The sequence below is a fragment of the Streptomyces spiralis genome (assembly GCF_014654675.1).
In the GTDB taxonomy this organism is placed as follows: domain Bacteria; phylum Actinomycetota; class Actinomycetes; order Streptomycetales; family Streptomycetaceae; genus Streptomyces; species Streptomyces spiralis.
In genome coordinates this window covers 48,882-72,690 of the sequence record NZ_BNBC01000005.1, presented here as the reverse complement: position 1 = coordinate 72,690, position 23,809 = coordinate 48,882, and the positions used below count along the sequence as shown (strand labels likewise).

General features: G+C 71.8%; 23 protein-coding genes and 1 riboswitch. Of the genes, 18 read left to right on the top strand and 5 right to left on the bottom strand.

The genetic code is table 11. The features are described from left to right. Positions 1–49 precede the first annotated feature (49 nt). A complete protein-coding gene (locus tag IE318_RS07495; RefSeq protein ID WP_189897893.1) occupies positions 50–808 on the bottom strand; it encodes an SDR family oxidoreductase in 759 nt (252 codons plus the stop codon). Positions 809–1,263: 455 nt separating this feature from the next. Further along, positions 1,264–1,394: riboswitch (FMN riboswitch) on the top strand. Between the two features lie 155 nt (positions 1,395–1,549). On the opposite strand from IE318_RS07495, the gene IE318_RS07490 reads away from it, so the two are divergent. The 9 genes from IE318_RS07490 (at position 1,550) to IE318_RS07450 (ending at position 9,087) form a co-directional block, all read left to right on the top strand. Beyond that, complete coding sequence (locus tag IE318_RS07490; protein ID WP_030175620.1) at positions 1,550–2,158, top strand: riboflavin synthase; 609 nt, start codon at positions 1,550–1,552, stop codon at positions 2,156–2,158. Further along, positions 2,155–2,799 (top strand): nicotinamide riboside transporter PnuC, encoded by a 645-nt coding sequence (gene pnuC / locus IE318_RS07485; RefSeq protein WP_189897891.1) that lies wholly within the window; start codon positions 2,155–2,157, stop codon positions 2,797–2,799. The genes IE318_RS07490 and pnuC overlap by 4 nt, the downstream gene beginning before the upstream one ends. Next, positions 2,796–4,178, top strand: coding sequence for a bifunctional 3,4-dihydroxy-2-butanone-4-phosphate synthase/GTP cyclohydrolase II (locus IE318_RS07480; RefSeq protein WP_030175626.1), 1,383 nt, complete (start codon positions 2,796–2,798; stop codon positions 4,176–4,178). Before pnuC ends, IE318_RS07480 begins: the two co-directional genes overlap by 4 nt. Before the next feature lie 30 nt (positions 4,179–4,208). Further along, on the top strand, positions 4,209–4,694 hold the full coding sequence (gene ribH / locus IE318_RS07475; protein ID WP_030175629.1) for a 6,7-dimethyl-8-ribityllumazine synthase: 486 nt from the start codon (positions 4,209–4,211) through the stop codon (positions 4,692–4,694). A gap of 34 nt (positions 4,695–4,728) precedes the next feature. Next, on the top strand, positions 4,729–5,001 hold the full coding sequence (locus tag IE318_RS07470) for a phosphoribosyl-ATP diphosphatase (RefSeq protein ID WP_030175632.1): 273 nt from the start codon (positions 4,729–4,731) through the stop codon (positions 4,999–5,001). Between the two features lie 55 nt (positions 5,002–5,056). Beyond that, positions 5,057–5,905 carry an ATP phosphoribosyltransferase gene (hisG, locus tag IE318_RS07465; protein ID WP_030175635.1) on the top strand — a complete coding sequence of 283 codons (849 nt, stop codon included), beginning with the start codon at positions 5,057–5,059 and terminating at the stop codon, positions 5,903–5,905. A gap of 52 nt (positions 5,906–5,957) precedes the next feature. Continuing rightward, positions 5,958–6,425 (top strand): PH domain-containing protein, encoded by a 468-nt coding sequence (locus IE318_RS07460; RefSeq protein WP_189897889.1) that lies wholly within the window; start codon positions 5,958–5,960, stop codon positions 6,423–6,425. 233 nt (positions 6,426–6,658) lie between these two features. After that, a complete protein-coding gene (locus IE318_RS07455) occupies positions 6,659–8,005 on the top strand; it encodes a hemolysin family protein (protein ID WP_189897886.1) in 1,347 nt (448 codons plus the stop codon). After that, the gene (locus IE318_RS07450) at positions 8,002–9,087 is read left to right on the top strand and encodes a hemolysin family protein (protein WP_189897884.1); all 1,086 of its coding nucleotides are present in this window, start codon (positions 8,002–8,004) and stop codon (positions 9,085–9,087) included. The genes IE318_RS07455 and IE318_RS07450 overlap by 4 nt, the downstream gene beginning before the upstream one ends. Positions 9,088–9,153: 66 nt before the next feature. On the opposite strand, the gene IE318_RS07445 is transcribed toward IE318_RS07450, so the two are convergent. Continuing rightward, complete coding sequence (locus tag IE318_RS07445; RefSeq protein WP_030175649.1) at positions 9,154–11,019, bottom strand: AAA family ATPase; 1,866 nt, start codon at positions 11,017–11,019, stop codon at positions 9,154–9,156. Between the two features lie 429 nt (positions 11,020–11,448). Further along, on the bottom strand, positions 11,449–12,096 hold the full coding sequence (locus IE318_RS07440; RefSeq protein ID WP_189897882.1) for a uridine kinase family protein: 648 nt from the start codon (positions 12,094–12,096) through the stop codon (positions 11,449–11,451). Between the two features lie 220 nt (positions 12,097–12,316). Here IE318_RS07440 and IE318_RS07435 point away from each other — a divergent pair, with 220 nt between their 5' ends. From IE318_RS07435 to IE318_RS07415, 5 genes are all read left to right on the top strand, one after another. Then, positions 12,317–13,273, top strand: a complete 957-nt coding sequence (locus tag IE318_RS07435) for a hypothetical protein (protein WP_189897880.1) — start codon at positions 12,317–12,319, stop codon at positions 13,271–13,273. A 36-nt stretch (positions 13,274–13,309) separates the two neighbouring features. Beyond that, positions 13,310–14,836 carry an amino acid permease gene (locus tag IE318_RS07430; RefSeq protein WP_189897878.1) on the top strand — a complete coding sequence of 509 codons (1,527 nt, stop codon included), beginning with the start codon at positions 13,310–13,312 and terminating at the stop codon, positions 14,834–14,836. A gap of 210 nt (positions 14,837–15,046) precedes the next feature. Then, the gene (locus tag IE318_RS07425; protein ID WP_189897876.1) at positions 15,047–16,417 is read left to right on the top strand and encodes a C39 family peptidase; all 1,371 of its coding nucleotides are present in this window, start codon (positions 15,047–15,049) and stop codon (positions 16,415–16,417) included. Between the two features lie 92 nt (positions 16,418–16,509). Beyond that, the gene (locus IE318_RS07420; RefSeq protein WP_189897873.1) at positions 16,510–17,196 is read left to right on the top strand and encodes a TetR/AcrR family transcriptional regulator; all 687 of its coding nucleotides are present in this window, start codon (positions 16,510–16,512) and stop codon (positions 17,194–17,196) included. Positions 17,197–17,454: 258 nt separating this feature from the next. Then, positions 17,455–18,627: an acyl-CoA dehydrogenase gene (locus IE318_RS07415; protein WP_189897871.1), complete on the top strand. Its 1,173-nt coding sequence runs from the start codon at positions 17,455–17,457 to the stop codon at positions 18,625–18,627. On the opposite strand, the gene IE318_RS46490 is transcribed toward IE318_RS07415, so the two are convergent. Together IE318_RS46490 and IE318_RS07410 are read right to left on the bottom strand one after the other, a co-directional pair. Beyond that, positions 18,590–18,838: a hypothetical protein gene (locus tag IE318_RS46490; protein ID WP_078917231.1), complete on the bottom strand. Its 249-nt coding sequence runs from the start codon at positions 18,836–18,838 to the stop codon at positions 18,590–18,592. The genes IE318_RS07415 and IE318_RS46490 overlap by 38 nt on opposite strands. Positions 18,839–18,994: 156 nt before the next feature. Then, entirely contained in the window at positions 18,995–19,432 is a 438-nt protein-coding gene (locus tag IE318_RS07410; RefSeq protein WP_189897869.1) for a hypothetical protein, read from the bottom strand. A 238-nt stretch (positions 19,433–19,670) separates the two neighbouring features. On the opposite strand from IE318_RS07410, the gene IE318_RS07405 reads away from it, so the two are divergent. From IE318_RS07405 to fxsA, 4 genes are all read left to right on the top strand, one after another. Further along, on the top strand, positions 19,671–20,111 hold the full coding sequence (locus tag IE318_RS07405; protein WP_189897867.1) for an Lrp/AsnC family transcriptional regulator: 441 nt from the start codon (positions 19,671–19,673) through the stop codon (positions 20,109–20,111). A gap of 89 nt (positions 20,112–20,200) precedes the next feature. Beyond that, positions 20,201–21,805 (top strand): amidohydrolase, encoded by a 1,605-nt coding sequence (locus IE318_RS07400; protein WP_189897865.1) that lies wholly within the window; start codon positions 20,201–20,203, stop codon positions 21,803–21,805. A 585-nt stretch (positions 21,806–22,390) separates the two neighbouring features. Beyond that, positions 22,391–23,191: a polyprenol monophosphomannose synthase gene (locus IE318_RS07395; RefSeq protein WP_189897863.1), complete on the top strand. Its 801-nt coding sequence runs from the start codon at positions 22,391–22,393 to the stop codon at positions 23,189–23,191. 41 nt (positions 23,192–23,232) lie between these two features. Further along, the gene (gene fxsA / locus IE318_RS07390) at positions 23,233–23,790 is read left to right on the top strand and encodes an FxsA family membrane protein (protein ID WP_189897861.1); all 558 of its coding nucleotides are present in this window, start codon (positions 23,233–23,235) and stop codon (positions 23,788–23,790) included. Positions 23,791–23,809 lie beyond the last annotated feature (19 nt).

The window sequence follows — 23,809 nt, the reverse complement described above, 5'->3', positions numbered from 1 at the left end:
GCCCGGCGGCGGGTTCGCCTCCCGAGTTCCGGCTGCACCCCCACCGGCATCAGCCCCGGCGGCCGCCGCCCCGGAAATGCGTCGCGAGGAAGTCCTCGAAGGTTCGCTTGCCCACGGTCCGGGTGGGAGTGAGGTGGCCGCCCTCGCGGAAGCCCCGGTAGGCCCTGCCGGCCAGGGGGACGGTCAGGACCGGGCGGCGGCGGGCCGTGGCCTTCAGGTAGGCGCGGGCCAGGGAGTCGAAGGTGCGGACCTCCGGGCCGCCCATGTCCGGTACGCGGCCCGCCGGCGCGGAGGTCGCCAACTCGGCGAGCCTCGCGGCGACTTCGGCGACCTCGATCGGCTGGTCGCGCACGCCCGCCGGGAGCAGCATGACCGGTGGCTTGGATAGGGCCTGGAACACGGTGGCCAGCAGGTCGTGGAACTGGGTGGTCCGCAGCACCGTCCAGCCCAGGCCCGATTCCTCGATCAGTTTCTCCACGGCGTGCTTGGTCTCGTAGTAGCCGAGCGGGACCCGGTCGACCCCCACGATGGAGATGTAGACCAGGTGGCCCACATCCGCCCTGCGCGCCGCCGCGATCAGATGCGCGGCCGACTCTTCGTCGCCGCCCCTGGGCGAGCTCGCGCAGTGCACGACCGTGTCCACGCCCGCGACGGCCGCGTCCAGCGCGGAACCGCCCTCGCGCAGATCGACGGCGTACGGCTCGGTGTGCCGGCTGAGCACCCGCACCTCGTGTCCGTCCGTGCGCAGCCGCTCGACGACGAGCCGGCCCAGCGTTCCGGTGCCGCCGGTCACCAGGATCATGGTCATGCTGTTCAGTCCTTCCGGACGCTCCGAACACTCCGGCATCGGCGCTCCCAGGTGAACGCCCCGCGTCAGCCATTCCCACTTGTCCGGGATCATCATCACCCGCCACCCGCGCCACCGGATCGCCGCGCACATCGTGTGCACGACCCGGCATGCGTGGGCAGACGTGAAACAGGCCTGAACTCGCGCCCGGCGCGGAGATGTTGGCGGTTGACGCTTTGGTCTAGTCCTTTTAGTGTCTGACTCCTGCACAGGCCGGTCCGGCGGCGGTGACGACGGCCCTTGCCCGCCGCCGGGCCTTTCGATCGACCAGGCTTTCACGCGGCTGCGCCGCGTTCGCGTCGCGGTCGCGACCAGGGTCAGCGCCGCTGGAGCGGCGATGCACTCTGTGAGCGAACCCACACCGTTCGTCTGTATGGACGTCGGGCAGGCGTGGCAGACTGGCTTCGTACCAGTAGCAGCGCACTCCGGGGTCGGTGAAAGTCCGAACCGGCGGTTACAGTCCGCGACCCGGTCGCTTCCAGCGGCCGGTTGACCAGGTGAAATTCCTGGACCGACGGTTAAAGTCCGGATGGGAGGCAGTGCGCGGCGAGCGGGCACGTATGTGTGCGCGCCGCCGTCTACGGGCTCGCCCTCACGGCGAGTTGCCGTCCGGCGTCGCCGTACAGAGTGTTCTCGCTCGTGTCCTCTGTCGTCATCGACAGCCCCGGAGTCCGTGCCCGAAGAGGCAGGAGGACCCGGGAAGTGTTCACCGGAATCGTCGAAGAGCTGGGCGAGGTCACCGCCGTCGAGAACCTTGGCGACGCCGCTCGCTTCAGGCTCCGCGGACCCGTCGTGACCCAGGGCGCACAGCACGGCGACTCCATCGCCGTGAACGGGGTCTGTCTCACCGTCGTCGAACACGAGGGCGACGAGTTCACCGCCGACGTCATGGCGGAGACCCTCAAGCGCTCCAGCCTCGGCGTCCTCGCCGTCGGCTCGCGCGTCAACCTCGAACGCCCCACCGCCGTCGGCGCGCGTCTCGGCGGGCACATCGTGCAGGGACACGTCGACGGCACCGGCACGATCCTGGACCGCACCCCCTCCGAGCACTGGGAGATCGTGAAGATCTCGTTGCCGGCGGAACTCGCGCGCTACGTCGTAGAGAAGGGTTCCATCACGGTCGACGGCATCAGCCTCACCGTCGTCGACGCCGGCGCCGACCACTTCACCGTCAGCCTCATCCCCACCACCCTCGCCCTGACCACGCTTGGTCTGAAGCAGCCCGGCGACCCGGTCAACCTCGAGGTCGACGTCGTCGCCAAGTACGTCGAGCGGCTGCTCGGCGACCGTGCGCAGGGGGCCGGCAAGTGAACTGGCTCAACTCCGAGGCGTTCACCCTTCTGGGCCAGCACATCAAGTGGTCCGACATGATCGGCAACGTCATCGGCCTGCTCGGCCTGGCGTTCGGCTGGCGACGCTCCATATGGAGCTGGCCCACCCAGTTCCTGTCCGGTCTGATCCTCTTCGCCGCCTTCGCCACCGCCCATCTCTCCGGCAGCGCCGGCAAGCAGATCGTCGTGATGGTCGTCGCGGTCTACGGCTGGTGGCAGTGGAACCGCGGCAAGGACCAGGCGGCGGACGGCCACATCGCCGTACGGTTCGCCACCTGGCGCGAGCGGGCGGTCCTGCTCGGCGCCGCCGCCGTCGGCACGGTCGCGGTCGCCGCCGTGTTCAAGGCCTACCCGTCCCTGTCCTGGGACCCCTGGCCCGACGCCTACATCTTCGTCGGCACCATCGTCGCCATGTACGCCCAGGCGCGCGGCATGGTCGAGTTCTGGTTCGCCTGGCTGCTCGTCGACGTCGTCGGCGTCCCGCTCAACTTCGCCAACGGCTTCGCCTTCTCCGGCTTCGTCTACGTCATCTACGGCGCGCTCGTCCTGTGGGGCATGCGCGACTGGTGGCTGCGCTCCCGCCGAGCCGCGCAGCCCGTCCCGGAAGGAGCGCCCGCATGACCGCGGCACCCATCCTGTACAACACCGACGCCTACAACGCCGGCGCCTACGGCACCGACACCGTCGAGGACTTCACGCTCGACCCGGTCGAGCAGGCCGTCGCCGACATCGCGGCCGGCCGCCCCGTCGTGGTCGTCGACGACGAGGACCGCGAGAACGAGGGCGACCTCGTCATCGCCGCCGAGATGGCGACCCCCGAGATCGTCGCCTTCATGATGAGCGAGTGCCGCGGCCTGATCTGCGCCCCCATGGAGGGCGAGGAACTGGACCGGCTGAGGCTGCCGCAGATGGTGGAGGACAACACCGAGTCGATGAAGACCGCCTTCACGGTCTCCGTCGACGCCTCCGCCGCCCACGGCGTCACCACCGGCATCTCCGCCGCCGACCGCGCCACCACCCTCCAGCTGCTGGCGAGCGGCACGGCCGAGCCGACCGACCTGGTCCGCCCCGGCCATGTCTTCCCGCTGCGCGCCAGGCCCGGCGGTGTGCTGGTCCGCGACGGCCACACCGAGGCCGCCGTCGACCTGGCCCGGCTCGCGGGGCTGCGCCCGGCCGGTGCGATCGTCGAGATCGCCGGCGAGGACGGCCGGATGCTGCGCCTGCCCGAACTGATGGTCTTCGCCCGCAAGCACGGTCTGACGATCATCTCCATCGCGGACCTGATCGCCTACCGGCGCGGCAGCGAGTCCCCCGTCGGCGAGCCCACCGTCCGCCGCGAGGCCGAGGTCAACCTGCCCACCCGGCACGGTGTCTTCACGGCGTACGGCTACCGCTCCACCGCCGACGGCGTCGAGCACGTCGCCCTCGTCCACGGTGAGATCGGCGACGGCGAGGACGTCCTGGTCCGGGTCCACTCCGAGTGCCTGACCGGCGACGTCTTCGGCTCGCTGCGCTGCGACTGCGGCCCCCAGCTGGACGCCGCCCTGGAACGCATCCAGGCCGAGGGCAGGGGAGTGGTGGTCTATCTGCGCGGCCACGAGGGGCGCGGCATCGGCCTGATGTCCAAGCTGCGGGCCTACGAGCTCCAGGAGCGCGGCCGCGACACGCTGGACGCCAACCTCGAACTCGGCCTGCCCGCCGACGCCCGCGACTACGGCGCCGGCGCGCAGATCCTCGAGGACCTCGGGGTCACCGGCGTCCGCCTGATGACCAACAACCCCGACAAGACCGAGGCGCTGCTGCGCCACGGCATCAAGGTCACCGGACGGGAGCCCATGCCCGTCCAGGCGGGCGAGTACAACCTCCGCTACCTGCGCACCAAGCGGGACCGGATGGGGCACGACCTGCCCTGGCTGGACACCCCGGCCCCGGCTTCCGCCGAGGCCGAGGCGGCGCCGGCCTCCGTGGCCGCGACCGCGGCCACCTGCGGTAACCAGTAAGACCAGTAAGACCAGGAACTGAGGAGACACGTGAGCGGCAAGGGTGCACCGGAACTGTCCGTCCGGAACGTCGGGGACCTCAGGGTCGCCGTCATCGCGGCACAGTGGCACGAGAAGGTGATGGACGGACTGGTGGACGGCGCCCTGCGCGCCCTGCACGAGCTGGGGATCGACGAGCCGACCCTGCTCAGGGTCCCCGGCAGCTTCGAGCTCCCGGTGGTGGCGAAGGTGCTGGCGGGCCGCGGCTACGACGCGGTCGTGGCCCTCGGTGTCGTCATCCGCGGCGGCACCCCGCACTTCGACTACGTCTGCCAGGGCGTCACCAACGGTCTGACCCAGGTGTCGGTCGAGACCGGCGTGCCCGTCGGCTTCGGCGTGCTCACCTGCGACACCGAGGAACAGGCCCTGGACCGGGCCGGCCTGGCGGGTTCCAGCGAGGACAAGGGCCACGAGGCGGTGACCGCGGCGGTCGCGACGGCCGCCACGCTGCGTTCAGTATCCGAACCCTGGCGCTGAGGAGCGGCCCGGAGCGCGTAGGGTTAGCAGCACCATGTCCAAGAAGACGTTCGAGGATCTCTTCACGGAGCTCCAGCACAAGGCCGCCCACGGCGACCCCGCCACCTCCCGCACCGCCGAGCTGGTGGGCAAGGGGGTGCATGCCATCGGCAAGAAGGTCGTCGAGGAGGCCGCGGAGGTCTGGATGGCCGCCGAGTACGAGGGCAAGGAGGCGGCCGCCGAGGAGATCTCGCAGCTGCTCTACCACGTCCAGGTGATGATGGTCGCCCGCGGCATCTCCCTGGACGACGTCTACGCCCACCTGTAACCCGCCTGCTGTAAGAAGCCGTAGAAACCCCCTTCACGCAAAGGAAGCCGACCTCATGCTGCGCATCGCCGTCCCCAACAAGGGTTCACTCTCCGGCCCTGCGGCGGACATGCTGCATGAGGCCGGCTACCAGCAGCGCCGCGAGTCCAAGGAACTGCGGATCGTCGACCCGGAGAACGAGGTGGAGTTCTTCTACCTCCGCCCCCGCGACATCGCGATCTACGTCTCCTCCGGCCGCCTCGACATCGGCATCACCGGCCGCGACCTGCTCATCGACTCCGGCGCCAACGCCGAGGAGATCCTGCCTCTCGGCTTCGCCCGCTCCACCTTCCGCTACGCCACCAAGCCCGGCACCGCGAACGGCGTGGCGGACCTGAACGGCATGACGGTCGCGACCTCCTACGAGGGCATCGTCGCCAAGCACCTCGCCGACAACGGCATCGATGCCTCCGTCGTCCACCTCGACGGCGCCGTGGAGACCGCCATCGAGCTGGGCGTCGCCGAGGTCATCGCCGACGTCGTCGAGACCGGCACCTCGCTGCGCAACGCCGGCCTGGAGGTCATCGGCGAGCCGATCATGAAGTCCGAGGCGATCGTCGTCCGCCGCACCGGCGCGGACGCCGAGGAACCCAAGGTGCAGCAGTTCCTGCGCCGCCTCCAGGGCGTCCTGGTCGCCCGGACGTACGTGATGATGGACTACGACTGCCGGGTCGAGCAGCTGGAGAAGGCCGTCGCGCTGACCCCGGGCCTGGAGTCCCCGACCGTCTCCCCGCTGCACAACGAGGGCTGGGTCGCCGTCCGCGCCATGGTCCCGGCCAGGGAGGCTCAGCGGATCATGGACGACCTGTACGCCATCGGCGCCCGCGCCATCCTGACCACGGCCATCCACGCCTGCCGCCTCTGAGCGGCCGGACGGTCACGAGAGGCACGCAGAAGGTCAGAGAGGGTCCACGACGATGTCCGACCTGCCCGCACTCCCCGTCACGTTCCGGCCGGCGCAGACCCGCGCGGTGCTGCTCACGGCCGGGGTGGCGATCTTCGTGGTGATCACGGTCGTAGCGCTGCTGCTGGAGCAGCTCAGCCCCGGTGAACGCATCAGCTTCATCTTCACGGGCGCACTCCTGTTCGGGGTGCTGGTACTGCTCGCCCGGCCCAAGGTCGTCGTCGACGACTCCGGGGTCACCGTCGTCAACATCGCCGGCAGGCGCCATCTGGAGTGGCCGGAGATCCTGCAGGTGAACCTGCGCCCCGGCGACCCGTGGGTGTTCCTCAACCTCAGCGACGGCACCAGCATGCCCGCCCTCGGCATCCAGCCCGGCATCGCCAAACAGCGCGCGATCGCCGACGCACGCGCCCTGCGCGCCCTGGTCGAGGCCCGCTCCGTCCACGACCCCGAGCGGTCCGAGGGTGAACCTCAGGGCTGACTCGGGGACGTCCACCCTGACACACAGGGCCGGGTCTTGATTAATCTGTTGACGGAGGCGTTTTTCGCGGCGCCTCCGCCCCTGAGCTCCGACCGGCGCCAGGGGCTCCTGCTACCCGAGGAGTGACTCCCTCCGGCGATGGACGGATCGTCCTGTAGTACCTGCGCCGCCCCCTGCCGACATAGCGCGGACCCCGACACCGAGGTCCGCGCGCACGCGGAGGCGGCGGCATCATGACCATCCCCCTGCTGCTCCTGGGAGCGGCCTTCCTGCTCATCCTCGCCAACGGCTTCTTCGTCGCGGCCGAATTCGGCCTGGTGACGGTCGAGCGCCCGGACGCCGAGAAGGCGGCCGCCGACGGCGACAAGCGCGCCGGTACGGTCGTCGAGTCGCTGGGTGAGCTGTCCTTCCAGCTGTCCGGCACCCAGCTCGGCATCACCATCACCTCCCTGGTCGTCGGCATGCTCGCCGAACCGGCGCTGGCCGACCTGCTGAGCCGGCCCTTCACCGCGATCGGCGTCCCCGAGGGCGCCGTCTCCGGCGTCGCCGTGGTCGTGGGGATGCTGCTCGCCTCCGCGCTCCAGATGGTGATCGGCGAGCTCGTGCCCAAGAACTGGGCGGTGTCCAGGCCGCTGCAGGTCGCCCGGTTCGTCGCCGGCCCGCAGCACCTGTTCTCGCGCCTGTTCCGCCCGGTGATCGCCGCGCTCAACACCGTCGCCAACCGGCTGGTGCGGGCCCTCGGCGTCGAGCCGACGGAGGAGCTGGCCTCCGCGCGCACCCCCGGCGAGCTGGTCTCCCTGGCCCGCCACTCGGCCCAGGCCGGCGCGCTGGAGCAGGACACGGCCGACCTGTTCGTCCGCACGCTGTCCCTGGGCGAGCTGACCGCGCAGCACGTCATGACCCCGCGCGTGAAGGTCAGCGCCCTGCAGTCCTCGGCGACCGCCGAGGACGTCGTCAACCTGACCCGCGCCACCGGCCTGTCCCGCTTCCCCGTCTACCACGAGAAGATCGACGAGATCGTCGGCATGGTCCACCTCAAGGACGCCCTCGCGGTCCCGGTGCACGACAGGCTGCGCACCCCCGTCGGCCGTATCGCCCGCCCGGCCCTGCTGGTCCCCGAGACCCTGCCGGTGCAGCCGCTGCTCGCCCAGCTGCGCAGCGAGCAGCCCATCGCGGTCGTAGTCGACGAGTACGGCGGCACCGCGGGCGTCGTCACGCTCGAGGACATCGTCGAGGAACTCGTCGGCGAGGTCCGCGACGAGCACGACGCCAAGGACGTGCCCGAGCTCGCCCCCGCACCGCCGGAGGACGGCCGGCCCGCCTGGGACGTCGACGGCGGCTGCCGCGTCGACCTGCTCAAGCGCATCGGCCTCGACGCGCCCGAAGGCCCCTACGAGACCGTCGCCGGTCTGGTCGCCGATCTGCTGGGCCGGATCCCGGCCGCCGGCGACCGGGCGGAGCTGCCGGGCTGGCGGCTGTCCGTGCGCCAGGTCGGGCACTACCGCGCCGAGCGCGTCCGCCTGGTGCGGACCGCGCCCGTCACCGACGCCGTCGCGAGCATGGTGGAGGCCGCCCGATGAGCGTCCTCCAACTGTTCTTCGCCGCGCTGCTCGTCCTCGTCAACGGCTTCTTCGTCGGCGCCGAGTTCGCGCTCGTCTCCGTCCGCCGCAGCCAGATCGAACCGCTCGGCACGGCGCGGGCCCGCCAGGTGCTCTACGGCCTGGAGCGGCTGCCGCAGATGATGGCCGCCGCCCAGTTCGGCATCACCGTCTGCTCACTGACCCTGGGCGCGGTCGCCGAACCGACGGTGGCGCACCTGCTGGAGCCGGTGTTCGCCCGGATGCACCTGCCCGACGGCATGGTCCACCCGCTCGGCTACGTCATCGCGCTCGCGGCCGTGGTCTTCTTCCACCTGGTCATCGGCGAGATGGTGCCGAAGAACCTCGCCATGGCCGCGCCGGAGAAGGCCGCGCTGTGGCTCAGCCCCGGCCTGGTCGCCTTCGCCCGCGTCTGCAAGCCGGTCACCGTGGCGCTCGGCGCCTGTGCCAAGGGGATCCTGCGGCTCTTCCGCGTCGAACCCAAGGACGAGGTCGAGGCCGCCTTCACCAGCGAGCAGCTCAACCGCCTGGTGGAGGACTCCGGTCAGGCCGGGCTGCTGGACCCCGAGGAGCAGGAGCGGCTGGAGGACGCGCTGGAGCTGGGCTCCCGCCCGGTCCTGGACGTGCTCCTCGGCCGTGAGGCGCTGGTGACCGTCAGCCCGTCGGTCACCCCGGGCGAGGTCGTCGCGCTCACCGCCCGCACCGGGTACTCCCGCTTCCCGGTCGCCGCGGAGAACGGCCCGTTCATGGGCTATCTGCACGTCAAGGACGTCCTCGACCTGGAGGACTCCGACCGCGCCGTGCCGCAGCGGATATGGCGCCCGATGGCGACGCTCCGCTCCGAGCTGCCGCTGGACGACGCGCTGACCGTCATGCGCCGTGCGGCCACCCACCTGGCCCAGGTCGCCGACCCCTCCGGCAAGGTGCTGGGCGTGGTGGCCCTGGAGGACGTACTGGAACTCCTGGTGGGCGAGGTCCGCGACCCCGCCCACCGGGTGGCGACGGAAATCCGCCTCACGGAACCCCGCGGCAGCGGGGACCAGGAGGAGGTCCTGGCCACGTAGCCGACGCAGCCGCGGGCGGTGCCGCCCGCGTGGCTGCGGGCCGGCGGGAGCGGGCCGCGGGATCCGTCACAGCGCCGACGGATCCTGCGGCCCCCGCCCCGACAGCACCTCGCCGTACGCCTGCATCAGATCCGGCAGCCGCAGCGTCGCCAGATCGTCCCGCGACAGCGTGCCGGGATACGTGGACAACCGCAGATCCCGGTACGCGCAGCTCTTCTCGTACAGCGTCCGCAGAAACCGCCCGTTGCCGAGCTCGTCGATCCACCCCTGGTCCACCACGTGCCCGGCGATCGAGCGCAGCTCGTCGAGGGCCTCGTCGTCCCACACGTCACCGTTCTCCGCGGCGAGCACCTTGCCGATCTCGGTGAGTTCCCCGGGCCGGTACGACGGGAAGTCCACCCGGGTGGTGAAGCGGGACGACAGCCCGGGGTTGGCGGCGAGCAGCCGGTCCATCCCCTCGGGATAGCCGGCGAGGATCACCACGAGGTGGTCCCGGTTGTCCTCCGCCCGCTTCAGCAGAACCTGCAGCGCCTCGTCGCCGTAGGCGTCGCCCTTGCCGTACCCGGAGTTGGACAGCGAGTAGGCCTCGTCCACGAACAGCACCCCGCCGATCGCGGAGTCGATCAGCTCGTTGGCCTTGACGGCGGTCTGGCCCAGATACTCCCCGACCAGGTCGGCCCGCTGGGCCTCCACCAGATGGTCGCCGCCGAGCAGGCCGAGGGCGTAGAAGACGCGGCCGAGGATGCGGGCGACGGTGGTCTTGCCGGTGCCCGAGGGGCCGGAGAAGACGAAGTGGCGTTTCGGCGGCTGCACGGGCAGCCCCTGCCCGGCCCGCAACCGGGCCATGTTGAGCTGGGCGGAAAGGGCCTTGACCTGGCGTTTCACCGGTTCCAGACCCACCATGCGCTCGAGCTCGGCGAGCGCCTCCTCGAGTAACGCGGGGTCGGTGGGTCCGCTGGGCAGCGGTCCGGCCGCGACCGTGGCCCGTTCGCGCACCGCCGGGTCGGCGGCCGAGGGGAGGGGACCGGAGGCCGCGGGATCGGGCTGGTCGAGCTTCACGTCGCGGCCCTCGGTGCCGAACAGCGGATCCAGGACGTCCGAGCCGTCCACGGAGTCCTGCCCGAGACCGGTGAGGGTGATCGCCGCGAGATCGGCGGTGTCGTCGTATCCGTCGCCCTCGGCGATGGCCGCGAGCCGCGCAGAGGTGTCCATGAAGGCCGGGTCGACCCGGTGCACGGCCCTGTACAGCGGGAGGGCGGCGGCGCTGCGGCCGGTGCCCTCGTGGGCCCGGGCGAGCCAGTATCTGAGTTCCTTGCGCTGTGGCTGCTCGCTGCGGCAGCGCATCAGGGAGGCCGACAGCAGCGGCTCGGCCTGCCCGTACATCTCCAGCCGGACCCGGGCCATGCCGCCGAAGAGTCCGGCCTCGATGCCCAGCATCGGGTCGTCGACCAGTGGGTCGGTGTGCCGGACGAGCTGCTCCCAGTCCTTGACCAGATAGGCGCGGCAGGCGTGCAGGAAGCGGACGTGGGGGTCGGTGTCCACGGGCGGCAGTCCGGCGAGCGCCCGGTCCAGTTCGGGCACGTGCCGCCCGTCCAGCCAGTGCGAGGCGTGCGCGAGCAGCAGGTCGCGGGGGTTCTCCAGGACCGGCTGCACCCACCAGCCCAGCCAGTACCAGGAGTTGAGGGTGCGACGGTGCCGGGCGCGCTGTTCGCCGAAGCGGTCCCTGTGCCGGAACATCTTCAGCAGCGCGGTCGTCGTGTCGACGCGCAGCGCGTGCAGCCCGAGCCAGCCGTCGGCCATCCCGGGATCCATCCGCACCGCGACCCGGAACTCCTCCTCGGCCTGCGGATAGGCCCCCATGGTGTAGGCGTCCACGCCGCGCAGCCAGGCGAGGTCGGCCGGGGCCTCGGGGCCCTGCGTGCCGAAGTCCATCACGTCCCCCACAAACCGTGCCCCCGTACGCCGCCGGGCATCCACCCGGCGGCTGCCTCTGGCCGAACCGCTGTGCCGCGGACCGGAGTTGCAGGTGCGCGAAGCAGCCGTTCGAAGGTCGCACCGAGGGCATCGTACCCGTGGGGCCGCCGCCCGCCGAAGGGTGCGGGCAGGGTGCGTTCGGGGAGGTGGGAGCAGACGGAGCGCAGTGTGCGCCGGTGACCGAGGGTGAGCGAACGGCGTCACGCGGCGTCCGGAAAACAGGACGCGGGCAGAACGAAGCCCCCGATCACGGGGGAACAACCGGGGGCTTCGCGACTGCGGGCGGTCCGTCTCGACCGCACATTGAGAACGTAAGACCTGTATGGTGCCCCGGTCAAGCGGAGTTGAGGTACTCAGCCAAGTTCCTCCGCAAGGGTCTTCACAGGCTCACCACATCGCCGGTGGTCCGTCACGGTGAGTGACACTCTGGTCCGTATCAAGGGTCCCGGCGGGCGCCGTGAGCACCTCGTATCCCTGCGCCGACTGCCGCACCAGAAGATCCGCGAAGGGCCGCGACGGGTCCTCGGTGAAGTGCCGGCGCTCCGCCTCGACCCATCCGGCCCAGAACTCCCGCTGCTCCTCCCCGTCCCGGGCCCGCCCCCGCGCCCACGACTCCTCGCGAGGCACCTCCATCCACAGCAGGCGGGCCAGATGCGGGCGCAGCGCCCTGCGGCCGGCCCCCACGCCCTCGACGAGCACCACCGGTGCCGGCGGCAGCGCGCGGGCGGGGCCGAAGCGCCGGGCGCGCCAGTCGTAGGGGGAGTAGGAGGCCGTCGCGCCCCGGGTCAGCGGCTCGATCACCTCGGTCAGCAGCCGTCCGTCCCACGCGAACAGCTCCTCATGGCTGGCGATGTCGTCCAGGTGCAGCACGGGGGCGCCGCCCAGCGCCGCGGCCAGGTGGCCGGCGAACGTGGACTTCCCGGACCCCGCGTGCCCGTCGACGCCGACCAGGCGGACGGGGCCGCAGGACGGCGGGAGGTCCCGGAGGCGGGCGGCGAGGGTGTGAATGGCGATTCCCGGGCGAGGCGGTGGCATATGTGCGAGGTACATTCTAGTGGTCGCTCCCGCCTGCCCCGATAGGCGCCCCTCGAATAGTGCCGAATTGAACTACCGAGCGAACGCCCACCAAACCCGCCCTATTCCCGCCGGGAATCCATCGGTGGAGATATCGAAAACGGCGTTCCGGTTGTGCCCGGTGCTGAGTAAAGTGCCTGATGCGCAACTGCGAGGCGTCGTACGGGGACGGACGGGGTAGATGGCCGCTGGGTTATTCGAAGGGCAGTATGTCTGGCACCCGGCGGCGGACGACCGCGTCCTCGCCAGCACGTGCGTCGACGTCCGGGCCGGCCGCTGGGCGAGCGCACGGGCCGCCCTCGCCGAGACCCGCGACGACTTCGCCCTTCGGGCCCACCGCTCCCTGGTCGTGGCCTCCGAGGCGGCCGACTCCGACCTCGCCGAACACTGGCTGGCGGAGGAACCCGCACCCGAGGCCGCGCTGGTGTGGGCGCGGGTGGCCGTGCTCAGGGCGCTGCACGCCGCCGACACCCGCGACCCGCGGGCCGAACCGCTGGAGCGGATAGCGCTGTCCGCCTGCGAACGGGCCGCGGCCATGGCCCCCGCCGACCCCACCCCATGGGTCGCCAAGCTGGCCATGGCGCGGCTGCACCGGCTGCGCGATCCGGCGCCTCAGGGGCTGCTCACCGCCCCGCCCGGACCCTGGCGGCTGTTCGCCCACATCCTGTCCCTCGACCCCTGGCACCGCGAGGCCCACCACCGTTTCCTCGCCTGCTTCTTCACCCGGTACGGCGGCTCGGTCAACGCGGCCTGGGACGTCGCCGCCTTCCTCGGCCAGCGGGCACCGGCCGACTCCGTGCTGCGGCTGCTGCCGCTGGTCGCCCTGGTGGAGAGCCACGACCCGGCCCGACTGCTCGCCGGCCGCGTCTGGGAACAGCCGCAGTGGCGCTCCACCGCGCTCGCCATCTACCAGAACTGGCTGCCCACGGTGGCCGGTTACCGCTTCACGCCGGTGCTCGACCTGGCCTACCTCGCCCACGCCCTGGTCCAGGGCGGGCGTGAGTTCGAGGCCCGTGCGGTCCTCACCGCCATGGGCCCCTACGCCTCACGCATGCCGTGGTGCGTCTTCGGCGACCCCGTCGAGCAGCTCTCCCGGGCCCGGCGCGCCTGCGGCCTGCCCGTGCCCTCCATCCCCTGATCTCGCCACACCCCCCACCGAGAGAAAGGCCGACACATGCCGGAGCGGACGACGGTCGATGCCGAGGCCGACCCGAACGCCCTCGACGACGACGCCACCCTGCACGCGATGGGCTATCCCAGAAAACTCACCCGGCGTTTCAAGGCGTTCGACAACTTCGCCATATCCTTCACCATCATCAACATCATCTCGGGCATTTTCTCGTCGTTCGGCTTCGGGATGAACGCGGGCGGTCCGCGCATTCTCGTGTTCGGCTGGATCGGCGTGTCCGTCATGGTGCTCTTCATCGGCGCGGCCATGGCCGAAGTGGCCTCCGCCTATCCGACGAGCGGCGCGTTGTATTTCTCGGCCGGAAAACTCGCCAAACGGCACAAGGGGGCCTGGTCCTGGTTCACCGGCTGGCTGAACTTCGTCGGCCAGGTCGGCGGCACCGCGGCCACCGGCTATGCGGCGGCCACCTTCGTCCAGGCCTTCGTCGCCCTCCAGTGGCCCTCCTACCGGCCCACGGCGCACCAGACGGTGCTGATCACGGCGCTGATCATCGTGGTCCAGGGACTGGCCAACACCTACACGGTCCAGCTGGTCGCCGTCCTGAACCGGATCTCCGTATGGTGGCTGCTCGTCGGTCTCGTGGTGATCGTGACGGCTCTCGTGGCCGTCCCCGACCACCACCGTCCGGCGTCCTTCGTCACGCATTTCGCGAACAACACCGGTTTCACGAGCGGACTTTACGGAGGCATGCTCGGCCTGCTGGTCACCAGCTGGACCTTCACCGGCTTCGACGGCAGCTTCCACATGTCCGAGGAAACGGTCCGGGCGACCGTCAACGCACCCCGAGGCATTACCCGCGCCATCGGCTATTCCGCCGTCACCGGTCTGATCCTCATGCTCGCCCTGGTCCTCAGCATTCGCGACTACGGCCATGTGGCGGCCGCGGACGCACCGCCCGTCCAGATCCTCATCGACGCGCTCGGCCTCGGCACCGCCAAGGCCCTCCTGCTGATCGTGATCGGTGCCATGCTCTTCTGCGGCCTGGCCAACCTCACCAGCAACACCCGGCAGATCTTCGCCTTCTCCCGGGACGGCGCCATGCCCGGCTCCCGCTGGTGGCACTCGGTCTCCCCGCGCACCCGGACCCCCGTCAAGGCGGTCTGGCTGGCCGTCGCCTGCTCCCTGGCGCTGGTCCTGCCCGGCTGGTGGTCGCACACGGCCTTCACCGCCATCGTCAGCGTCAACGTCGTCGGGCTGTTCCTCGCCTACGCCGTGCCGATCCTGCTCCGTCTGCGCCTCGGCGACGAGTTCCAGCCGGGCCCCTGGCACCTGGGCCGCTGGGGCCGCCCGGTGGGGATCGTGGCCGTCACCTGGATCGCCCTGAGCAGCGTGCTGTTCATGCTGCCGCAGGCTTCCCCGATCACCGTCGGCTCCTTCAACTACGCCCCCGTCGCCCTGGCCGTGGTCCTGCTCGTGGCCACCCTGTGGTGGTTCGCCACGGCCCGCCGCCGCTTCCGGGGGCCGGTCAGCTACGGCCGGCCGGACGAGGTGGCGGCGATGGACCTGATCTGACGCACCCGGGCCCGCCTCCGGTGCCGGTGAGGGCGGGGGGCTGGCCCCGCTGCAAGGACCCCCAGGTCATGCCACTGGTAGAGACCAATATTGGTAGGCGTGGCGTCTGTCGAAGTGCTGGCAGGAGCCCGTCCCCGCGGCCATAGTGGGCCCATTGCCGTGCACGGACCCGCTCCCGCCCCGACTCGGACACCTGGGGGTCTCCCACCCATGAGCAGTGCCGAACACCTGTCCCGCAGATCCGTCCTGACCGCCGCGGTCGTCGCCGCCGTGGCCGGCGCCACCGCCCCGACGGCCGCCGCGACGGAGCGCACCGCCACCACCGCACACACCGCCGCAGACTCGACCCGCCCGGTCGACTACCGCGCCTGGACCACGTACATCGACTGGCGCTCGGGCACCTCCCGCGGCACCCGCCCCTTCGCGGGCCTGCGCCCCGGCCTCCAGATCGCCGCCCCCGTCGGCACCACCGACTACGCCGACCCGCACACCGGCACCACCGCCACCTGGGAGTACGCCACCTGGACCGGCCCGGTCCACCGCCTGTCGGTCCCTGCGACCGAGGCGATCGCCTCCTGGAACGCCCACACCCCGGCCGGCACCTGGCTGCAGGTGGAACTGCAGGGCACGTACTCCGACGGCACGGACACCCCCTGGTACGTCATGGGCCGCTGGGCGGCCGGCGACCAGGACATCAAGCGGACCTCCGTCGACGACCAGACCGACGGCAGAAGCACCATCTGGACGGACACCTTCTCCATCGACGACGCGGCCTCCGGACTGCGTCTGACGTCCTACCGGCTCCGGCTCACCCTGTACCGCAGGCCCGGCACCAGCCTCACCCCGACGGTGTGGCGCATCGGCGCCATGGGCTCCGACATCCCCGACCGCTTCACCGTCGCCGCCTCCACGCCCGCCGCGCCCGCCAGGGAACTGACCGTCCCGCGCTTCTCGCAGGAGATCCACGCGGGCCAGTACCCGCAGTACGACAACGGCGGCGAAGCCTGGTGCAGCCCCACCTCCTCGCAGATGATCATCGAGTACTGGGGCGGCCGGCTCACCCCCGAGCAGCTCTCCTGGGTCGACCCGTCCTACGCCGACCCCCAGGTCTGCCACGCGGCCCGGTCCACGTACGACTACCAGTACGCGGGCTGCGGCAACTGGCCCTTCAACGCGGCCTACGCGGCGACCTTCGACGGACTGCAGGGCGTCGTCACCCGCCTCGGCTCCCTCAACGACGTGGAGACGCTGGTCGCCGCCGGGATCCCGGCCATAACGTCCCAGTCCTTCCTCAAGACCGAGCTGACGGGCGCGGGCTACGGCACCTCCGGCCACCTGATGACGATCATCGGCTTCACCGCCGACGGCGACGTGATCGCCAACGACCCGGCCTCGCCGAGCGACGCGGCGGTGCGGCGCGTGTACCTGCGCCGGGAGTTCGAGAACATCTGGCTCAGGACCAAGCGGTACAACGCCTCCGGCAAGGTGGTCTCCGGCAGTGGCGGCGTCTGCTACCTGTACTTCCCGGCGCACCCCACCCCCCACCAGCGCATGGCGCTCGCGGCGGTGGGCGTGCGCTGACCGCGTGCGGAAGGCCCCGGGAGACCGGGGCCTTCCCCGCTGTGGGCTCTGTGAGCTGACTCATACCCGGACCTGCCATACTGCGGGCGTCGATGGCCAGTTGGAGACCGGGGCCGAAATTGAATACGAGTGAACACCGCGAGAGCGCCCACCCCCGGGCGCGCGGCACCGAGCGTTCCTCGGCACGTCGCGCCGAACTCATCACGATCGGGCGGCGGTTGTTCGCCGACACCTCCTACGACGCCCTGTCGATGGACGACATCGCCCGGCAGGCCCATGTGGCCAAGGGTCTGATCTACTACTACTTCCAGTCCAAGCGCGGCTACTACCTGGCCATCGTCGAGGACTCGGTCGCCGATCTCGTCACCTTCGCGGGAAGCGGCCGGGACCTTCCGGCCGTGGAGCGGGTGCACCGCACCGTCGACGGCTATCTCCGCTACGCCGAGCACAACCAGGCCGCCTACCGCACCATCGTCAGCGGCGGCGTCGGTTTCGACGCCGAAGTGCACGCCATCCGGGACGGGGTGCGCGAGGCGATCGTCGCGACCATCGCGGAGGGCGCCTACGGCCGCGCCGCCATCGCCCCGGTCGCCCGGATGGGCCTGCTCTCCTGGGTGTGCGGCGTCGAGGGTGCGACCCTGGACTGGATCGACCGCCCGGAACTCTCCCGCGACGCCATGCGCGAACTGCTGGTGAAGACGCTGGGCGGCGCCCTGCGGGCCGTGGAGGAACTGGACCCGGCGTATCCCGCCCCCGCCGCCGCCCGCCGGGACGGCTGAGAAGGACGGCCGGAACCGCCGCGACAGCCGCGGTCCGGTCGGGCGCAGCGGGAGACGGCCGGACCTTTCTTGAAGTAAGCGGTCGTTAACCGGTGACTCCGTGCCGCCGATCGGGCATACTCACAGCGCACAGCCGCTGGTCAGCCGCTTCCGTGACCCGGGAGCGCGAGCATCGGGCGGCTGAGGAAGACTCCGGCGGAGCCGCCCCACCCAAGGCGCACGTCCGCCGATGTGCCCGACAGGGAGGAGAGCGTCGCCATGCCCGACCGCGCCCCGCAGCCGGTGGACCGGCAACTGCCCACGGACGAGGCCCGGGACCTGATCTCGCTCGTCCGCGACATCGCGCAGCACGAGATCGCCCAGAAGGCGGCCGAGGAGGAGGACGCCGGGCGCTTCCCGCGCGAGGTCTTCACCCTGATGTCCCGATCGGGGCTCCTCGGCCTGCCCTACGACTCCGAGTACGGCGGCGGCGACCAGCCGTACGAGGTGTACCTCCAGGTCCTGGAGGAGCTGGCCGCGGCCCGGCTCACGGTCGGCCTGGGCCTGAGCGTGCACACCCTGGCCGCCTACGGGCTGGCCGCCTACGGCACCAAGGAGCAGCAGACCGAGCACCTGCCCGCCATGCTCGGCGGCGGCCTGCTCGGCGCCTACGCCCTCTCCGAGCCCGCCTCCGGCTCCGATGCCGCATCGCTGCGCACCAAGGCGGTCCGGGACGGCGACGACTGGGTGATCACGGGCACCAAGGCCTGGATCACCCACGGCGGGATCGCCGACTTCTACACGGTCATGGCCCGCACGGGCGCGGAGGGACCGCGCGGGATCACGGCCTTCCTGGTGCCCGGCGACGCCGAGGGGCTGAGCGCGGCGGCACCGGAGAAGAAGATGGGTCTGAAGGGCTCGCCGACCGCGCAGATCCACCTCGACGGGGTGCGGGTCTCCGACGATCGCCGGCTCGGGGAGGAGGGCCAGGGCTTCGCCATCGCGCTGTCCGCGCTGGACTCCGGGCGGCTCGGTATTGCCGCGTGCGCCGTCGGACTCGCCCAGGCGGCGCTCGACGAGGCGGTCGCCTACGCCACCGACCGGCAGCAGTTCGGGCGGCCGATCGCCGACTTCCAGGGGCTGCGCTTCATGCTCGCCGACATGGCGACGCAGATCGAGGCGGGCCGGGCGCTGTACCTGGCGGCGGCGCGGCTGCGGGACGCGGGTCGGCCGTTCGCGCGGCAGGCGGCCATGGCCAAGCTGTTCTGCACGGACACGGCGATGAAGGTCACCACAGACGCCGTTCAGGTGCTCGGCGGGTACGGCTACACCGCGGACTTCCCGGCCGAGCGCTACATGCGTGAGGCGAAGGTGCTGCAGATCGTCGAGGGCACCAACCAGATCCAGCGGATGGTCATCGCCCGTCACGTCGCGGGTCCCGAGACCCGCTGAACTGCCCCAGGCCGGGAAAGGGCGCGGCGAGCCGGACCCACTCCGGGTCGTGGCGCCCCGGCAGGGTGCGGCCCCGGTCGGCCCACGCGCGCACCATGTCGCGGTAGATCGGCGGGTCCGGGAGCTGCGGCGGCGCGGGCGGAACCGGTTCCGCGGGCGGTGGCACGAAGATCCTGCGCCGACGCCCGGTTGCCGACTGGATGAGGGTCATACCTGGGCAACGCGGTGCCGGGCGGACAGGTCACCGATCGCCGGAATCGAGAGTGAGTTCACCGGCGTCCGGCCCGCGTCGCGGCGCACTGATCCTGCACCAGGGCGGTCCGTGCGCCGTGGTGCAGGGCAGGTGCCGGAGGTGGGGGCGCCCGGTTCAGGCCGCGTGGCGGCGCATCTCCGGCACGCGCATGGGGCGCGAGCCCGGGCCGCCGACGTGCGAGAAGGGCTGCGTCCGCCAGTCGAGCCCCTGGGGGAGCGTCAACAACAGGGCGGTCTGCTGCTCCTGCGGCTCGACGGACTCGTCCGCCGGCCGGGCGTCCGAGGCCTTGCGGCCGGTGCCGGCGCAGACCGTGAGACCGAACGGGTTCCACGGCGAGGCGCACAGCGCGTGCTCCGGCAGGACCTCCTCGTCCGCCAGCAGGGCGATGGGCTGCGCGCACTCCGGGCAGACCACCCGGTACATCTCGAAGGTGTCGTAGGCGTCGATCTCCTCGCCGTCGAAGTCGTCGGGTTCGACGCCCTCCGGCTGAGGCTCGATGACCGACTGCTGCCGCTTGGGCATGGAACGACCAGGGCGCTTAAGACTCTGCATGGGATTCTCCCCCTAAGGCTGGGCCGTGAAGGCGCTGCGGCCTCGACCACAGCAAGCATTTCCCGTCCGGTCTCGGCGGTAATCACGAGAACATCACGGAGAGCGCCTGGGGGCTGTGGCGTTCGTCACATGCCGCGCGCAGGTGCTCGCCGCGAGGGATCCGCCCCCCGGCGAACGGGGCATGACCTGGGCTGCCGAGGTATCCGAGGAGATCAGCCGCACTGTAGGTTCTTGCGCCATGGAGGAGCTGGACCGACAGATCGTGCAGCTGCTCGTCAAGGACGGGCGGATGAGCTACACAGACCTGGGCAAGGCCACGGGCCTGTCCACGTCGGCCGTGCACCAGCGGGTGCGGCGGCTGGAGCAGCGTGGCGTCATCCGCGGCTACGCCGCGGTCGTCGACGCGGAGGCGGTGGGACTGCCCATGACCGCCTTCATCTCGGTCAAACCCTTCGACCCCAGCGCCCCCGACGACATCGCGGACCGCCTGGCCGGCGTCCCGGAGATCGAGGCCTGCCACAGCGTGGCCGGCGACGAGAACTACATCCTCAAGGTGCGCGTGGCCACCCCGCACGAACTGGAAGAACTCCTGGCCCGCGTCCGCAGCCTGGCCGGCGTCTCGACCCGCACGACAGTGGTGCTCTCCACCCCGTACGAGTCACGCCCACCCCGCATCTGACCCGATCGCGGTCCGGGAGGGCGGTTGTGTCCCGCTGTGCGGCCGCCCTGCGTGCGGGTTCGCTTCGGGGAGGCGGGAGACTGGTGCTCATGAGTGAGCGCAGCGCCGAACCACAGACCGTTCTCCTACGCCGCGGGGAGGTCCACAGCCCCGCCGACCCGTTCGCGACCGCGATGGTGGTCGAGGCGGGGCACGTCGCCTGGGTCGGCTCGGAGGGAGCGGCCGACGCGTTCGCCGACGGCGTGGACGAGGTGATCGACCTGGACGGTGCCCTCGTCACCCCGGCGTTCACCGACGCCCACGTACACACCACCGCCACCGGTCTCGCGCTCACCGGCCTCGACCTGTCCGACGCGCCCTCCCTGGAGGCGGCCCTGGTACGGGTGCGGGACTTCGCCGCCTCCCGCCCGGACGACAAGGTCCTGCTCGGCCACGGCTGGGACGCGGCCCGCTGGCCCGGCGGCCGCCCCCCGACGCGCGCGGAACTCGACGAGGCCACCGGCGGACGCCCCCTCTACCTCAGCCGGATCGACGTCCACTCCGCCGTCGTCACCACCGCCCTGCTCGACCTGGTGGGCGGCGACCTGGGGTCCGTGGACGGCCCGCTCACCGCCGACGCCCACCACGCGGTGCGCGCCGCGGCGTTCGGCGCGGTCACCCCCGCCCAGCGCACCGAGGCACAGCGCGCCGCGCTCGCCCACGCGGCCGCCCTGGGCATCGGCTCGCTGCACGAGTGCGGCGGCCCGGACATCTCCTCCGAGGACGACTTCACGAGCCTGCTCAGGCTCGCCGCCGAGGAACCCGGCCCCCGTGTCGTCGGCTACTGGGCGGAGGAGGACGTCGACAAGGCACGGGAGCTGGGCGCGCTCGGCGCGGCCGGCGATCTGTTCGTCGACGGCTCCATCGGCTCGCACACCGCCTGCCTGCACACGCCGTACTCGGACGCCGGCCACACCGGCACCGCCTACCTGGACGCCCGGGCCGTCGCCGCCCACGTCATCGCCTGCACCGAGGCGGGCCTCCAGGCCGGCTTCCACGCCATCGGCGACGCCGCCGTCACCACCGTCGTCGAGGGCGTGCGCGCCGCCGCCGAGAAGGTGGGCCTGGCGCGCGTGCGCGCCGCGCGGCACCGCGTCGAGCACGCCGAGATGCTCACCCCGGAGACCGTCGCGGCCTTCGCCGACCTCGGGCTGACCGCGTCCGTGCAGCCCGCGTTCGACGCGCTGTGGGGCGGCGAGGACGGCATGTACGCCCAGCGCCTGGGCGCCGAGCGGGCCCGTACGCTCAACCCGTTCGCGACCCTGCTGCGCACCGGCGTCCCGCTCGCCTTCGGCTCCGACAGCCCGGTCACACCGCTGGACCCGTGGGGCACGGTCCGGGCGGCCGCCTTCCACCGCACCCCCGAGCACCGTGTCTCCGTGCGTGCCGCCTTCACCGCGCACACGCGCGGCGGCTGGCGGGCGGTCGGAAGGGACGACGCGGGCATGCTGGTGCCCGGCGCCCCGGCGGACTACGCCGTCTGGCGCACGGACGAACTCGTCGTCCAGGCCCCCGACGACCGGGTGGCGCGCTGGTCGACCGATCCCCGCTCCGGCACCCCCGGCCTGCCCGACCTCCACCCGGGCCGTGACCTGCCCCTCTGTCTGCGGACCGTGGTCGGCGGACGGACGGTTTTCGTACGGCCGGGCGAGTGATCTCCAGGGTCGGCGCGGTGGCGATCCGGGCGCGCGTGCCCGTCGCGCGACCTGGGAATCCTCCGTGCCAACCCGCTCGGGGCGCGCGACGTGGCCCGTCATGTGGCTGTTTGACAGCCGACGGCAGGGGGCCGGTAGGTTCTGCCGGGTCCACCACCGGACGCCCGACCTGGGAACTTCCGTACCCGTGTCGCAGTGCCGCTGGGTCAGGGACGGTGTGCCGCACCGGGTCACCGTCACGGGAGCCAGGCGCAGCGTCCGCGTCGGCGGGGGAACGTTCCGGACGGTCGGCAGGGTGTGACTCGGGTGGGGCCCGGCCGCTCAGTAGACAACGGCTCTCGGACGATCCGCAGCCAGCGGGTCCCAGGTCGGCCCGAAGGGCGCCGGGCCCCCCTCCGCAGCACCGCGACTCCCGCGGCACATACCGTCCGTCCGGCCCGTCCGGCACACTCGGAAACACATCCCGAAAAGAGCGTCCCTACCCCGCTCTTGCCGAATCGACACCCACGTACGCACGTGGTGTCGCATCCCCGCAGGCCGTGGCCACTATGGTGGTGCCCTGCGTATGGACATGAAGGGGCAGCAGTGAACGACGGCGACGGCACCCGCGCGGCTCGGGGCCAGGAGAGGCGGTTCGGCCCGCTCGGCACGGCCTTGGTGATCATTCCGACCTACAACGAGGCGGAGAACATCAAGACGATCGTGGGCCGGGTGCGCAAGGCCGTCCCCGAGGCGCACGTCCTCGTGGCCGACGACAACAGCCCCGACGGCACCGGCAAGCTCGCCGACGAACTCGCCACCGAGGACGCGCAGGTCCACGTGCTGCACCGCACGGGCAAGGAAGGCCTCGGCGCCGCCTACCTCGCGGGCTTCCGCTGGGGCCTGGAGCGCGACTACGGCGTGCTGGTCGAGATGGACGCCGACGGCTCCCACCAGCCCGAGGAACTGCCCCGCCTGCTGACCGCCCTCAAGGGCGCGGACCTGGTGCTCGGCTCCCGCTGGGTGCCGGGCGGGCGCGTGGTGAACTGGCCCAGGAGCCGCGAGTTCATCTCCCGGGGCGGCAGCCTGTACTCGCGTCTCGCCCTGGATCTGCCGCTGCGGGACATCACCGGCGGCTACCGCGCCTTCCGCCGGGAGACCCTTCAGGGCCTGGGCCTGGACGAGGTCGCCTCGCAGGGCTACTGCTTCCAGGTCGACCTGGCCCGCCGCGCCGTGAAGGCCGGCTACCACGTCGTCGAGGTCCCCATCACCTTCGTCGAGCGCGAACTCGGCGACTCCAAGATGAGCCGCGACATCCTCGTGGAGGCGCTGTGGCGGGTGACCGCCTGGGGCGTGGGGGAGCGGGTGACCAGGATCACCGGCCGGGGTGACAAGTCCCCGGGATAGCACTTATCCGGCGCTGAGCCGACGCCAGGCACACTGGGGGTATGACGACAGGCGCTCCGACCTCTCCGTACCCCACCCGGCCCCGGCGCTCCCGGCCGCGCAGGCTGCTGCCGCTGGGCATCGCGGTGTGGCTGGTGCTGGAGATCTGGCTGCTGACCGTGGTCGCGGGCGCGGCCGGCGGGTTCACGGTCTTCCTGCTGCTGCTCGCCGCCTTCGTGTTCGGCGCCGTGGTGATCAAGCGGGCGGGCCGCCGCGCCTTCCAGAACCTCAACGAGGCACTGCAGCGGGGCGGCGCCCCCTCCTCGCGCCGCGGCGGCAACGGCCTGATGATGCTGGGCGGCCTGCTCCTGATGATCCCCGGCATGATCTCGGACGCGGTGGGCCTGCTCCTGCTGATCCCGCCGGTCCAGCGCGCCGTCGGCCGCTACACGGAGCGCACGGTCGACCGCAGACTCCGCGAGGCCGCCCCCGGCACCCTGGGCGACGCCTTCCGGCAGGCCCGCATCCGCCGCCCCGACGGCAAGGTCGTCCAGGGCGAGGTGATCAGGGACGAGCCGACCGAGCCCCCGAGTGAGCAGCGCCCACCTCTGACGCGGTGAGTGCTACCAGCCCTTCCGG